The organism is Carboxylicivirga longa (assembly GCF_050589825.1).
GTDB lineage: Bacteria > Bacteroidota > Bacteroidia > Bacteroidales > Marinilabiliaceae > Carboxylicivirga > Carboxylicivirga longa.
This window is the reverse complement of the sequence record NZ_JBNGOZ010000008.1, coordinates 126580-141194: the sequence shown is the minus strand read 5'-3', so window position 1 is coordinate 141194 and position 14615 is coordinate 126580. Positions and strand designations below refer to the sequence as shown.

The following is a 14615-nucleotide window of genomic DNA, read 5'->3' as shown; positions in this document are numbered from 1 at the left end:
GTTTATGACGACCTGTTATTAAGCACCCCAATTGGATCGGTCGAGGCTCCGGTACTGTACTGCCTCTGCTACATGATGGCTTTGTACTGTTTCGCTAGCTTCCAGGTCGGCAATGGTGCGGGCCACTTTCAGAATTCGGTCGTAGGCTCTTGCCGATAGATCCAGCTTTTCCATAGCTGTTTTTAAGATGTTCATTCCGGCCTCGTCGGGTGTGGCATAGTTGGCCAGCAGGCGGCTACTCATCTGGGCATTGCAATGAGTGTTTTCCTGTGTGTCGAAGCGTTCATTTTGTATCTTACGGGCTTTTATTACCCGTTCACGCACGGCTATACTGCTCTCTGAGGGAGGCGCTTCGGCCAGCTTATTAAAAGGAACGGGTACCACCTCAATGTGCAGATCAATACGGTCGAGAAGAGGACCCGATATCTTACTCAGGTATTTTTGCACAACGCCGGGGCTGCATACACATTTTTTATCCGGGTGGTTAAAATAGCCGCAAGGACATGGATTCATGGAGCTCACCAGCATGAAGCTGGCTGGGTAGTCAATGCTGAAGCGTGCGCGGGCAATACTGATCCGTCTATCTTCCAGCGGTTGCCGCATTACTTCCAGCACTGTGCGTTTAAACTCGGGTAGTTCATCGAGAAACAAAACGCCGTTGTGTGCCAACGAAATTTCGCCAGGTTGAGGAAAGGAGCCGCCACCCACCAAGGCTACATCACTAATGGTGTGGTGCGGACTGCGGAAAGGGCGTTGGGTGATCAGCGCCGTATTATTTCCTGTTTTACCGGCTACCGAATGAATTTTCGTCGTCTCCAGTGCTTCGTCCAGCGTAAGGGGTGGTAGTATGCTTGCCAGCCGCTTGGCCAGCATTGACTTACCGGCACCCGGAGGGCCTATCATAATCAGGTTATGACCACCGGCAGCCGCTATCTCCAGCGATCGCTTCACGCTCTCCTGCCCTTTCACATCGGAGAAATCAAAATCTACCGCTTCGGTGCCTTTTTCAAACTCTTCCTCTGTGTTGACGGCTACCGGATCTGCTACATCGTCATTCTCCAGGAAATGAATCACTTCGCGTATATTTTTAAAGCCATAGATGGCGATGTCGTTCACCACCGCTGCCTCGCGTGCATTCTCAAGGGGTAAGAGGCAGCCTTTAAAACCTTCTTCTTTGGCGCGCAACGCCATGGGTAAAACTCCTTTGATAGCTTGCAAACTGCCATCGAGCGATAACTCACCCATAATCAGGTAGTCACCAAGTTTGTGTGAGCTTATCTGCGATGAGGCCGCCAGCACGCCTATGGCCAAGGGTAAATCATAGGCCGCACCCTCTTTGCGGATGTCGGCGGGTGCCATATTGATAACGATTTTGTGGCCGGGCCATTTATAACCACATACTTTTATGGCTGAGTCAATGCGTTGCTGACTTTCTTTCACTGCATTATCGGGCAGTCCAACCAAAAAGAAACGGATGCCTTTGGAGATGTTTACCTCCATTGTGATGGTGTAGGCATCAATGCCACTAACGGCAGAACCAAAGGTTTTTACGAGCATGCTAATTTATTTTATACGGAAGTTAAGTAAAAAATAATTAGCAGGATAGTATAGCTACGCTAAGTTTTTGTGCTAAGGATGATTGGCAGCCTTTATAATTTCAGCGAGTAACCGCTGCCACAATAGGTAACGGTGCCACTTTGTGTGTTTTCAAACAGTTCAAAGGCCTTATCGCCGGTGCAGTGGTTCAACGCCCATTGTTCTACCTTAAAATCAGTGATGCCTTGCAGCACATGTTTGATGCTGTCAGTGTTTTGACCTTTGAGGTGAAGGCCGCCGGCTACACATCGAAATTTGTGGCAGTTGAGACGCTTACTAACGGTGCTAAGTATATTGACAATGCCGTTGTGGGCGCATCCACACAGCACGATTGTTTCATCTGACTGCTGTGCCACAAGGATAATCTCATCTTCAAAATCATCGGGCACGTAGTCTGAATCTTTCTTAACCACTAGGCGTTGATTACTGACTTCGTGGCCGTCTACAGCTTCAATATTCGTTAGGAGACGAATGCCCGGTGCAAGTTGGGTATCTTCATTAATAAGCTGCAAACGATCTTTGAACGTATCCATCTCTTTGCGCCAGGGAATGCCATTTTCCTTAATCATGACTTCCGACCGGGAAAAACGTTCTTTAAAAGCAGACCGATGAATGAGTACTCTGGCCTTCTTATTGATACGCAAGAAATGCGGGAGACCGCCGGTGTGGTCGTAATGACCATGGCTGAGCACTACCGTATCCACCTTTGTCAGATCAACACCCATTTTTTGGGCGTTGCTGATGAATTTATCAGATTGCCCTACATCAAACAGAATGATATGTTCGTCGGTTTCCAGGAGGAAGGAAAGGCCGTGCTCACATTTTAGCTGTTTTTTACTTTGCTTATTATCAATGAGTGTGCGCAGTTTCATAGGACAGTAATAATTTTCTGTGCAAAAAATTACGCGTGGTATTTTGATTTTGCGTGATGTTTTTTGCTTTGTGTAAAAGTAGTAAGTAGTTTTCAAACGAGGGTTGATCGTGGCTGTTTTATGCTTAAAAACTCACAAAGGATTAGCTATCTTTAGGCCTTCAAATTATACGGATGAGTAACAAAGCCCTTTTTGCCGATATTATTTTGCCGGTGCCTTTACCGCGCCTGTTCACCTATGCCGTGCCTGCAGAGCTAAGGTCGTTTGTGGTGCCTGGTATGCGTGTAGCCATTCCTTTTGGAAAGAAAAAAGTGTATTCGGGCATTGTGTTTTCCCTGCACTATAATAAGCCCGACGAATATGCTACTAAAGATATCATTTCTGTGCTTGATGAAGCGCCCGTAGTAAATTCCTATCAGCTGAAATTCTGGAGCTGGATTGCCGAATATTATCAGTGTACGCTGGGCGAGGTGTATAAGGCGGCATTACCATCAGGGTTGAAGATGGAGAGTGAGACCCGTATTATTTATAATGCTGACTTTGTTGCCGATGCCCCATTGGATGAGCGAGCCGGCATGGTGCTCGATATTATTGCCGCTAAAAAGGTTTGTTCCATCAATGATCTGAATCAGTTGAGTGGCCTTAAAAATAGCCTGCCAGTGATCAAACGACTCCTTGAGTGTAATGCCGTGTTTGTGAATGAGCGACTGAAGGAGAGTTACAAGGCCAAAACAGAGAAGGTTATTGCTTTGCACCCTTCCTGTCACTCCGAAGCTGCCTTGCAGGATGTGTTTGATCAGTTGAGCCGGGCACCTAAGCAGCAGGAACTTTTGATGACGCTGCTGTCGATGCTGGGCGGATTAACGGCTGCCATCACCCATAAAACTGTGGGCAAGGCCGAGTTGCTCAAAAAAGCCAATGCCAGTGCGGCAGCCTTGAAAGAGTTATGCAGCAAAAATATTTTGCAGGAGCAGGAGAAGAACGTGGACCGGCTGGATTTGCAGGAAACTAAAGTGCATACGGTAAATGCACTCAGTGAGGTGCAGCAAACGGCGTATGCAGCCATAAAGAGTGCCTTTGAAACGCATGATGTAACGCTGCTGCATGGTGTTACCTCAGGGGGTAAAACCGAAATTTATATTCATTTGATAGAGGAGCAGTTGAGGCAGGGAAGGCAGGTGTTGTATCTTTTGCCGGAGATAGCTTTGACAACCCAGATTACGGCTCGTTTGCAGAAGCATTTTGGCAATAAGATGGGCATTTACCACAGTAAGTTTGCCGATGCCGAGCGTGTTGAGGTATGGCATAACTTGTTGCAGAAAAAGAACTATCAGCTTATTGTGGGCGTTCGTTCGTCGGTGTTTCTGCCCTTCGATAAACTGGGCTTGGTCATTGTAGATGAAGAGCATGAGAATACTTATAAACAGTTTGACCCGGCGCCTCGCTACCATGCCCGTGATGCCGCCATAGTGCTGGCTAAGTTATTTGGAGCCAAAGTATTGCTTGGTACTGCTACCCCGGCCATAGAAACGTATTACAATGCCCGTGAGGGGAAGTATGCCCTGGTGGAACTATTGCAGCGCTACGAGGGGATTCAGATGCCCGAGATTGTGGCGGTTGATGTGCGTGAAGCACGTCGTAAGAAACAGATGAACTCGCACTTTACGCCCTTACTGCTGGAAAAAATAGATGAGGCACTGCAGAATAGTGAGCAGGTAATCTTATTTCAGAACCGGCGGGGCTTTAGTCCATTTATTGAGTGCGGACAGTGTGCCTTTGTGGTGAAATGTACCAACTGCGATGTGTCCATGACCTATCATAAGCATCTGAACCAACTGGTGTGTCACTATTGTAACCACAGCATGCCACTGCCAACAGTGTGTCCGGCCTGTCATAGTCCTGCCATTGAAACACGGGGCTTCGGCACCGAGAAGATAGAAGAGGAGATGCGTATTCTCTATCCCAACTATAAGGTGGCCCGTATGGATCTGGATACTACGCGAAGCAAATCGGGTTATGACAAGATGATTGGTAAGTTTGAGCGGGGTGAGATACATATCCTTATTGGTACGCAGATGATATCCAAGGGGCTGGATTTTGATAATGTACGTGTGGTGGGTATTCTTAATGCCGATAATATGCTTAACTATCCCGATTTCAGGGCTTTTGAGCGCAGTTATCAGCTGATGACACAGGTGAGTGGTCGTGCGGGACGAAAAAATAAGCGGGGACTCGTGATCTTACAAACCTCCAATCCGCAGCACCCTGTCATTATGGATGTCATCAACCATAACTTTCAGAACCTTTATGCTACGCAGCTCGAGGAGCGGCAGCTATTTAAGTATCCGCCCTTCTTTCGTTTGATTAACATTACGATTAAGCACAAGAGTGAAGGAGTGACCAATAAAGCAGCTGTGGTGCTGGCTAATCAGCTGCGAGTGGTTTTCGGCAGTCGTGTGCTGGGACCTCAGGCACCGGTAGTGAATCGTATTCAGAATCTGTATATCAAAAAGATATTGATGAAGCTGGAGAAGAGCGCCTCACCGGCTAAGGTTAAGTCTTTAATGCGGGAGGTGATTTTTAGCTTACAGGCGCAGCAGGCCTTTCGTTACGTCGTGTTTCAAATAGACGTGGATCCGGCCTAGTGTTATCAATTATTAGCGTTGTGCATCAGGTGTTTAGTTCATTGTTGGATGAGCGATACTAAGCAAGCTGCCAATAGAATCTTGATACTTAAATCTCGATCCTTTGTACTTTTCTGTCTTAGGTTATTCTTATTCGCCTTTTGTCAGCACGGCTGCTTCGATGTATTGGATGAGCACATGAATAATCTTGATGTGAATTTCCTGTATACGGTCGGAATAGCCATTGTGGGGTGCGCGCAGTTCTACGTTGGCTAGGTCGGCCATTGAACCGCCCGATTTGCCGGTTAGTGCAACTACATTAATGCCTTTTTTCTTTGCCTCCCGGGCGGCGTTCAGTACATTGGGTGAGTTGCCACTTGTGCTAATGGCCAGCAGCACATCACCGCTGTTGCCCATTGCCTCCACGTAGCGCGAGAAAATATAATCGAAACCATAGTCATTACCCACACAAGTGATATGGGTGGGGTCGGAGATGGCTACCGCTGCCAAACCCCTGCGGTTATTGCGGAAGCGGCCGGTTAGCTCCTCGGCAAAGTGCATGGCATCGCTCATGGAGCCCCCGTTACCACAGGCAATGACTTTGCCTCCCTGTGCGATGGCTTCCGCCATTAGTTTGCCAGCAGCAAGCATCTTGTCCCAGTTACTGTCATCGCTCATAAAACGCTCCAGCACAGCTTGTGCCTCACTAAATTCCCGGATGATATCTTCTCGTGTCATGTTCCTTGTTTACACCGTAAAAGTACAATGGCTTTTCTAAACTTAAAATTTTTTTTCAAGCAAAGGTTTTTATCTTTGAATGTAGAAGCATATCGCTATGGATTCCTTAAAAACAAATTTATATCGCATCATCTTTGGTTCTAATACCAAGGCGGGTAAAAACTTCGATCTCTTCCTCATACTATTGATTGTATTCAGTATTGTGATCGTTATGATTGAGAGCGACACCAAGGTGTTGCCCAACTATACCGGGTGGCTGATTCTGGCTGAGTGGGTAGTCACTTTTTTATTTACGGTAGAGTACGTGTTGCGCATATGGATTGTTAAGAAGCCTCGTCGTTACATCTTTTCATTTTTTGGCATTATTGATTTACTGGCTATCCTGCCCACTTACCTGGGCTTGTTTTTTGGGGGTACACAAATGCTTATCGTAGTGCGCGCCCTGCGTCTGATACGCATTTTCAGAGTGCTTAAGCTCACGCGTTACGTGAAGGAGGCCAGTGCCCTATGGTCGGCCCTTGTAACTGCGCGCAGTAAAATTGGAGTCTTTCTGTTTGTGGTGCTAATTCTAGTAACCATACTGGGTACTGTGATGTACATTATTGAGAATGAGCATAACCCTGGTTTTAAAAGTATTCCGCAGAGTATTTACTGGGCCATTGTAACGCTCACCACAGTAGGTTATGGCGATATAGCCCCCGAGTTGCCCTTGGGTAAGTTTGTGGCTGGCTGCATAATGATTATAGGTTATGCCATTATTGCTGTTCCCACCGGTTTGGTGACCGGAGAGCTGGTTAAGGAAAGTCTGCGGCCCAGCAGTAGGCGCGCCTGTTCGACCTGTCATAAAGAAGGGCACGATCATGAGGCTGCTTACTGTAAATACTGTGGTAATCCACTGGGGGAATAGTTATCATGTTTTTCTCCACAGTCTTTGTTAGTAAATAGTATTGTCCATCAGGCTAGCTATTTAATGTTAGTTTTTGATGCCTATATTCCTCCGCTGCTTAATATTTAGCGATTACTTGTTATCTTTGCATAGGTACGGATGCAAACCTGTTATTGCATAACCATCAGGCAATGGATGCCAGATAGCTTATAGTTATCATTGATATCTGATCCTGATATTAAAAACAAGCAAGATGAAGTTTACATTTTCAAAAGTTGCGCGTCATCGTGTCTTTCAACACGATCCAATTTATTACGATGAGCAGAAGGAAAAGCGGGAGGAGCGAGAGCGTCGTATTAAAGAGGAGTTGGGATTACTCACCGATGAAGACAAGGAGGGCTACGCCGATCGTATACGGGGAGGAATGCGTCGCCGCATGAAATCGCACTACGAAGTAAACCGTAGCGAGAAACGCCGCTCAAATCTACGCTTGGTAATCATCCTTATCCTGCTTATGATCCTCGGTATGTATCTTATTCAGGAAGGAATGATTTGGATGGAATCCTTTTTTGCCGAATAAGAATTGTACCCTATACTAAATCAAGCCCTACCTGCTAAATTCAATAAATCAAAAAAAAGAAGATACATAACAGATGTCAAATATAATACAGTTATTGCCGGATTCGGTGGCTAACCAGATTGCTGCCGGTGAGGTGATACAGCGGCCTGCCTCGGTTGTGAAAGAGTTGATGGAGAACGCGATTGATGCAGGAGCAACCAATATTCAAGTGATTACCAAAGATGCCGGCAAAAGCCTGATTCAGATCATTGATAACGGCTATGGTATGAGCGAAACGGATGCCCGCATGGCTTTTGAACGCCATGCTACCTCAAAAATACGGGAAGCCAATGATTTATTTGCCCTGCGTACCATGGGTTTTCGGGGTGAGGCACTGGCCTCTATTGCAGCTGTTGCGCAGGTGGAACTTAAGACACGACGTGCCGACGAGGATTTGGGTGTACAAATCAATATTGCCGGTTCGCAGCTGGAGTCTCAGGAGCCCGTTCAGTGTTCTGTTGGCAGTCAGTTTTGTATCAAAAATCTGTTTTATAACGTTCCGGCGCGACGTCGTTTTCTGAAAAAGACCTCTACCGAGCTACGCCATATCATCAATGAGTTTCAGCGTGTGGCACTGGCTCATCCACAAGTAGCGCTTACCCTGGTGCATAATGAGGTGCCCATGTTCAGCCTACCCGCCGGTAACATTAAGCAGCGTGTGGTTAATATGAATGGTAAGCAGATGGGCAGCAACCTCATCCCCATAGATACGGATGCTGTGATGGTGAAAATCACCGGTTTTATTGGAAAACCCGAGTCGGCTAAGAAAACCATGGGCGATCAGTTTTTCTTTGTGAACAACCGTTTTATGAAGCATCCATACCTGCACCGTGCCGTGATGGATGCTTATAGTAATATTCTGCAGCCTGACACCATACCAGCCTATTTCATTTTTCTGGAGGTGGATCCGCAGATTGTAGATGTGAATATTCACCCTACTAAAACAGAGGTTAAATTTGAGGATGAGCGTGCCATCTGGCAAATTCTCAGTGCCGCCATTCGTGAGAGTTTGGGTAAATACAACCTGATGCCTTCCATTGACTTTGATACAACCGATCAGATCCATATTCCTGTATCGGGCGGAAAGGATGCACTTGTGGAGCCCAGTGTGGAAGTCAATCCTTTTTACAACCCTTTTGAGGAGGAGCAGCGACAAACGGCATCTTCATTTAATACGGGAGGGGGCACGGCTACGTTTCGCTCTAAGGCTTCGGCCGGCGATTGGGAGAAGCTATATGATGACAAGGACAATAACGCTTTGCCCGACTTTTCGGCATTGGCCAATGCCGAAATGGGAAATCAGTCAGCCGCCATTGAGACGCCTGAGCAGCCCCCGGTACAGCAAACTTTCATGTCATCTTCGCAAAATGAGGCTGCGGTGAGTAGCAGTCGTTTCTTTCAGTTGAAGAACAAATACATATTAACATCGGTTAAGTCTGGCCTGATGATGATTGATCAGAAACGAGCGCATGAACGCATCGTTTTTGAAGGCTTCATACGCACCTTGCAAAGTGGTGCTTCTCTGTCGCAGAAAAGTCTCTTTCCCGAGGAGCTTAATTTTGGACCGCAGGAGATGGCCATGGTCGATGAATTATTGCCCGACCTTATGACGCTGGGGCTGGAGTTGCAAAAGTCCGGTGAGGGACAATTTCAGGTACTGTCAACACCTGCCGGCCTGGATAATGTGTCGGCAGCGCAGTTGATCGATGGTATACTTACAGATTTTAGAGACGGCGAGGTGGATCTGCAAAAGGAAGTAACCGAGCAAATTGCCACCTCTATGGCGCGACGTGCTGCCGTGCCCTATGGCAAGGCTTTAACAGTTGTGGAAATGAGCGAATTGTTTGATCAGCTCTTTGCCTGCATGGTGCCCAATTTTTCACCGTCGGGTAAGCCTATTATTTCCATTATGGACATGGAGGAGATGCATAAACGCTTTAGCTAAGGTGTCAATATGACAGATTGTTGATGGTGAGCTTAACAAAGATTGCCGCTTTTGCGTTTATTTAGTGTGTGAAAACGAATTGGCACTGATCTTGTCCTGATCAGTGTCTTAATTTTAAAATTGAGCCGATGAACTATCGACCATCACCGTTGGCAGGATTGCCGCCGGTAACAAAAAACTTATTGATTATAAACGGACTGTTTTTACTGGCCACCTGGGTGGTGAAAACTACTTTTGGTCTGGATCTGACACGCTTTCTGGGCTTATATTTTCCCTTGTCTGAAAATTTTAATCCCGCACAGTTCGGTACTTACATGTTTATGCATGCTGATTTCATGCATTTGTTTTTTAATATGTTTGCCTTATTTATGTTCGGCCGCGTATTGGAAACCTATTGGGGCCCCAAGAAATTTATTGTTTATTACATAATTACGGGAGTTGGAGCTGCTGTTCTTCAGCTGGCATTTAAGTATATCGATTACCACAATGCGATCTCCGTCCTTAATGAACAGGAGATTGCCATCGTGTATGAACAGGGAGCGCAGGCTTTGCGTGAGTTCAAGAACTTCACCAATCCCGATATGGCTCATTTCAATTTGGTGCTGAATATTCCCATGGTGGGAGCATCGGGTGCTGTTTTCGGTATTTTGCTGGCCTTTGGTATGTTGTTTCCCAATACCGAGCTAATGCTTTTATTTCCGCCCATCCCCATCAAAGCGAAATATTTTGTGATGCTATATGGAGTGGCTGAGTTGTTTATGGGAGTAGCTAACTTCTCGATGGATAATGTGGCGCACTGGGCTCACCTGGGCGGTATGGTATTTGGTTTCATCCTGATAAAGTATTGGGATAAAAAGGGGATTTAGCAGATGAGATGGATGGGGTTTCTGTGTGAGATGTGATTATTTTAATGTAAATTGCTTATGCCTATTGGCTGGAAGCTATCAGCTCAATAATATGGGAATACTGGATGAAATAAAATTATCGTACCGACAGGGTGGTGCTCTTACTAAGTTGATTTACATCAATATAGGTGTTTTTATTGCCATCCGTCTGTTACAGGTTTTCTTCAGCTTTTCGAGTGGTTCGGGGAGTCTTATGGATTATCCGCTGCTAAACTGGATAGCCGCCCCGGCCGATCTGGGCAGTCTGCTATTGAAACCCTGGACGGTACTGACGTATATGTTTGTGCATTACGATTTTTTGCACATTCTTTTTAACATGCTTTATCTCTATTGGTTTGGCCGCATTTTTCTTGAGTTTTTAAATCCTCGCCAGCTGCTGGGTGTCTATTTTCTTGGCGGCCTAAGCGGAGTGTTGTTTTATATTGTTAGCTATAATCTTATTCCCATCTTTCAGGGTGAAGTGCCTTATGCCTTATTAATGGGTGCATCCGGTTCGGTGATGGCCATCCTGTTTGCTATTGCCCGCTATGCCCCCGAACACAAGATTTACCTTTTATTTTTTGGTGGCGTACGCCTGAAATACATTGCCCTGGCGGCCTTGCTGCTTGATTTGATAAGCATGCCGCAACTACAAAATACAGGTGGCATTATCACGCACTTGGGAGGAGCCGCTTTTGGCTACTTCTATGGCGGCAGTATTTCTGCCGGACGCGATGTAACCATTGGATTTAATCGGGTAATGGATCGTTTGGCCGGTTTGTTTAAGTCACGTTCTAAAATGACGGTCACCCATCGTCGGCCCATGACCGATATGGAGTTTAATGCCCGTAAGGCCACCAAGCAGAAGGAGGTAGATCGGATTCTGGAAAAAATAAAAGCCAGTGGCTACGATAGTCTCAGCAAAGAGGAGAAGAGAATTTTATTTGACGCCAGTAAATAGGTAAGCTTGATACGAAGATTCTTTAAATCAATAGTAACTATTATTAGTCTGATAGCAACGGGGCTGTTGCTCCTGTCGGTGCTGACAGCCTATATAAGTCCTGCCCATATTTCGGTGATGGCTCTTATGGGCTATGTTTTTCCGCCGCTGTGGGTCATCAATTTTTTGCTTTTTGCATTCTGGTTAATCAAACGGCGCTGGCAGTTTTTCATTCCGTTATTGGCCATAATCATTACCTGGGGGCATTGGCAGCATACTTTTCAATGGAAAGGGCAGCACAAAGCCATAGAAGAGATGAGTCAGCCTTTAAAGGTGATGACTTTCAATGTGCGCATGCTGGATTATTATGAGTGGAAGGGGGAAAATACCAATGAGAAGATTTTCGATTTGATACGTGAAGAGAATCCTGATATACTTTGTTTCCAGGAGTTTTTTACTACAACCCAAAGTCGCGACTATCGTGAGCATTACATTCTGCGCCGCCTTAGTCAATTTCATCACCGGCATATTGAATACCGGTCAGGCCACAACAATAAGCGTAACTATGGGCTCGTAACCTTTAGCAAGTATCCCATTGTGGAACGGCATAGCCTGAAGTTTCAGGACTCCAATAATTTTAGCATCTACACCGATGTGGAAGTGAATCAACAGCGTATCCGTATTTTTAACAATCATTTGGAATCCATTAAGTTCAGCCGACAGCAGTTGAATTTTCTGGATAGTTTGAATTTTCAGAACAAGGAAGAGCGTAACGAAAAGATCAAAGCCATTGGGAGCAAACTGAGCACAGCCTTTGATCAGCGGGCCCGGCAGGCGGAAAAGATTGGTCGATACATTGCTAACTCCCCTTATCCTGCGATTGTTTGCGGTGATTTTAATGATACGCCGGTTTCTTATGTCTATCGGATTATGCGAAGTACTTTAAAGGATGCATTTGTAGAATCGGGCCGGGGCGTAGGTGGTACTTATAACGGTCCCTTGCCTTCGTTTCGAATCGATTTTATATTTCACGACAAAGCATTCAAGTCCTATAATTTCAGACGTCTGAAACTTGATTTGTCTGACCATTACCCAATCCTCACTACCATTGATCTGGGGGCAGCAGCTTCGTGATTTGGAAATGGTGGATGACCGGGAAGGCAGTTAAATATCATTTTTTAAAGGATATTCAGCCTCCGTGTGGTTGATGCGTTTATTTTCCCTATTTTTATGCTCATTTTTAACATGATGTAGTGTTAATGACTTGATTGTATGGGGATTATTACTCTGACTTATTGAGTGATTCCAGGCATGGAAGAAAGCGGACAATCATTAGTATAACATAGAATAGCACGTAAGTTAATACGTGCTTATATTATAAAAATAAAAGCGATGAAGCAGTATTTAGATTTACTGGAACGGGTTTTAGAGGAAGGAACAAAGAAGGAGGATCGCACGGGAACAGGAACTATCAGCGTTTTTGGTCATCAGATGCGCTTCGATTTGAGTGAGGGTTTTCCCTTGTTAACCACTAAGAAACTGCATTTGAAATCCATTATTCATGAGTTGCTTTGGTTTTTAAAGGGTAGCACCAATGTGAAGTATTTGCAGGATAATGGCGTACGCATTTGGAATGAATGGGCCAAAGACGATGGTGAGCTGGGACCAATCTATGGATATCAGTGGCGTTCGTGGCCCGACTATCAGGGAGGACACATCGACCAGATTAAGCAGGTGATTGATGATATTAAACAAAACCCCGATTCGCGCCGTCATATTGTGAGTGCCTGGAACGTGGGCGCCATCGATGAAATGCAGTTACCGCCTTGCCACATCCTGTTTCAGTTTTATGTGGCCGATGGCAAGCTTAGCTGTCAACTGTATCAGCGCAGTGCCGATATTTTTCTGGGTGTGCCTTTTAACATTGCCTCCTATGCTATTCTGACCCTTATGATGGCGCAGGTATGTGGTCTGAAGCCCGGTACTTTTGTTCACACACTCGGTGATGCACATATTTATCTTAATCATATTGAGCAGGTGAAACTTCAACTGACACGCTCACCCAAGGCATTGCCTCAATTCAAATTAAATCCTGCGCGAAAGGATATCGATGATTTTGTTTATGAAGACTTTGAGCTGATTAACTATGAGGCGCATCCACATATCAAAGGAGCCATCTCTGTGTAAAGTTACTTTAGGTTGGTGCATTATCTGTTCACTATTAATAATTAAAGAAAAACCATGACCCTATCAATGATTGTGGCCATTGACAAGAATAATGGCATTGGAAAAGGTGATGATCAGTTGGCTTATATATCTGCTGATCTGAAGCGTTTTAAGGCGCTGACGACCGGTAACACTATAGTAATGGGGCGCAAAACCTATGAGGCCTTGCCTAAAGGAGCCTTGCCCAACAGGCGTAATATCGTAATAACACGGCAGGACAATTATCGGGCACCCGGTGCCGTGGTGGTGAATACCCCTGAGGCGGCTCTTGGCCTTTGTGAAAAAGATGAGAAGGTGTTTGTGATTGGAGGTGGTGAGATATACCGCGCCTTGCTGCCACAAACCAAAGCTTTGTTTTTGACCCTCATTGATCATGCTTTTGCCGAGGCAAGTGTATTTTTTCCGACAATAGCGGCAGATGAATGGACAGTAGTAGCTGAAGATGGGCCGTTTACTGATGAAAAGACCAAGTTGCATTATCGCTATCAGAACCTGGAACGTAAGGGTTAAGACCCTGTATAAAAGGTGATGAGCCTATACGTCCATGGGTTTTATGGCGGCATGTCGTCGTTGTAAGGTCTTTTGCCAGTATTCATGCAAATCCATCTTATCGCTTCTTGAGCTGCCCTCGGTTTGTACCAGTTGACTGCGATTGGCCACCACTACAGAACTGATATACCGCCCTGTGCCATTGAACACCATGTAGGCAATGTTTAGCTCATTGATCTCATGCAGCCTCAAGGGGTTGCGTCGGCAGTGTACAATAAGGCGCAGTGTGGTTTTTTGCAGTGCGCTTGCTATTTGCCTGAGCTGCATCCTCTCCACCGGATCGTTTACATCGCACGAAATAAGAATATGCGAGTAAAGATTCAGTTGATGATACTGATGGATAAGTCCCTGTAGGGCATCATCTGCCGTGGGTAAAGATACAATGTTGCTGCTTACTTCATAGCTTTCACATAATTTATGCAAGTGCAAATCATCGTAATTATTGGCAATAATCAGCAGCTCTTTGTCCAATGGCACCACGGAGGATAATACAGTTTCAAGGGCAAACTCACGGGTTCTTTTAAAGCTGATGGTTTCATAACCGGTAAGGTAGAAGTCATCCGGATGGATAGGATTTTGCGTCATCAAGGCAATTAATTCGTGATTCACCACATCATCGAGCTCAATTTTATCAGAAAAAGAGGAAAGGCTTGAGTTAAGTATTTGCATAGCTTTTTTCGTCAAAAGTTAATATATGGCAAAGATACTCAGCACTGTGTCTACCCCGTTATGGCGA

At 45.5% G+C, this 14615-nt stretch carries 13 protein-coding genes; 9 read left to right on the top strand and 4 right to left on the bottom strand.

Annotation, left to right across the window (positions count from 1 at the left end; genetic code table 11):
* Positions 1-18: 18 nt before the first annotated feature.
* Positions 19-1557 (bottom strand): YifB family Mg chelatase-like AAA ATPase, encoded by a 1539-nt coding sequence (locus ACRD7A_RS09085; protein WP_430810595.1) that lies wholly within the window; start codon positions 1555-1557, stop codon positions 19-21.
* A 92-nt stretch (positions 1558-1649) separates the two neighbouring features.
* Positions 1650-2468, bottom strand: a complete 819-nt coding sequence (locus ACRD7A_RS09080; RefSeq protein ID WP_430810596.1) for an MBL fold metallo-hydrolase — start codon at positions 2466-2468, stop codon at positions 1650-1652.
* A 173-nt stretch (positions 2469-2641) separates the two neighbouring features.
* Between ACRD7A_RS09080 and priA the strand changes: the two genes are divergently transcribed.
* The gene (gene priA / locus ACRD7A_RS09075) at positions 2642-5113 is read left to right on the top strand and encodes a replication restart helicase PriA (protein WP_430810597.1); all 2472 of its coding nucleotides are present in this window, start codon (positions 2642-2644) and stop codon (positions 5111-5113) included.
* Positions 5114-5242: 129 nt separating this feature from the next.
* Here priA and lpcA read toward each other — a convergent pair whose 3' ends face one another.
* Positions 5243-5830: a D-sedoheptulose 7-phosphate isomerase gene (lpcA, locus tag ACRD7A_RS09070; RefSeq protein WP_430810598.1), complete on the bottom strand. Its 588-nt coding sequence runs from the start codon at positions 5828-5830 to the stop codon at positions 5243-5245.
* 97 nt (positions 5831-5927) lie between these two features.
* Between lpcA and ACRD7A_RS09065 the strand changes: the two genes are divergently transcribed.
* The 8 genes from ACRD7A_RS09065 (at position 5928) to ACRD7A_RS09030 (ending at position 13840) form a co-directional block, all read left to right on the top strand.
* On the top strand, positions 5928-6737 hold the full coding sequence (locus tag ACRD7A_RS09065; RefSeq protein WP_430810599.1) for an ion transporter: 810 nt from the start codon (positions 5928-5930) through the stop codon (positions 6735-6737).
* Between the two features lie 232 nt (positions 6738-6969).
* Positions 6970-7296, top strand: a complete 327-nt coding sequence (locus tag ACRD7A_RS09060) for a hypothetical protein (protein WP_430810600.1) — start codon at positions 6970-6972, stop codon at positions 7294-7296.
* A gap of 73 nt (positions 7297-7369) precedes the next feature.
* Positions 7370-9280: a DNA mismatch repair endonuclease MutL gene (mutL, locus tag ACRD7A_RS09055; RefSeq protein WP_430810601.1), complete on the top strand. Its 1911-nt coding sequence runs from the start codon at positions 7370-7372 to the stop codon at positions 9278-9280.
* A 128-nt stretch (positions 9281-9408) separates the two neighbouring features.
* Positions 9409-10146 carry a rhomboid family intramembrane serine protease gene (locus ACRD7A_RS09050; RefSeq protein ID WP_430810602.1) on the top strand — a complete coding sequence of 246 codons (738 nt, stop codon included), beginning with the start codon at positions 9409-9411 and terminating at the stop codon, positions 10144-10146.
* Between the two features lie 91 nt (positions 10147-10237).
* Positions 10238-11125, top strand: a complete 888-nt coding sequence (locus ACRD7A_RS09045) for a rhomboid family intramembrane serine protease (RefSeq protein ID WP_430817941.1) — start codon at positions 10238-10240, stop codon at positions 11123-11125.
* Positions 11126-11131: 6 nt separating this feature from the next.
* Positions 11132-12238 (top strand): endonuclease/exonuclease/phosphatase family protein, encoded by a 1107-nt coding sequence (locus tag ACRD7A_RS09040; protein WP_430810604.1) that lies wholly within the window; start codon positions 11132-11134, stop codon positions 12236-12238.
* A 258-nt stretch (positions 12239-12496) separates the two neighbouring features.
* A complete protein-coding gene (locus ACRD7A_RS09035) occupies positions 12497-13291 on the top strand; it encodes a thymidylate synthase (protein ID WP_430810605.1) in 795 nt (264 codons plus the stop codon).
* 54 nt (positions 13292-13345) lie between these two features.
* Positions 13346-13840: a dihydrofolate reductase gene (locus ACRD7A_RS09030; RefSeq protein WP_430810606.1), complete on the top strand. Its 495-nt coding sequence runs from the start codon at positions 13346-13348 to the stop codon at positions 13838-13840.
* Positions 13841-13864: 24 nt separating this feature from the next.
* On the opposite strand, the gene ACRD7A_RS09025 is transcribed toward ACRD7A_RS09030, so the two are convergent.
* Entirely contained in the window at positions 13865-14548 is a 684-nt protein-coding gene (locus tag ACRD7A_RS09025) for a hypothetical protein (protein WP_430810607.1), read from the bottom strand.
* Positions 14549-14615: the final 67 nt, after the last annotated feature.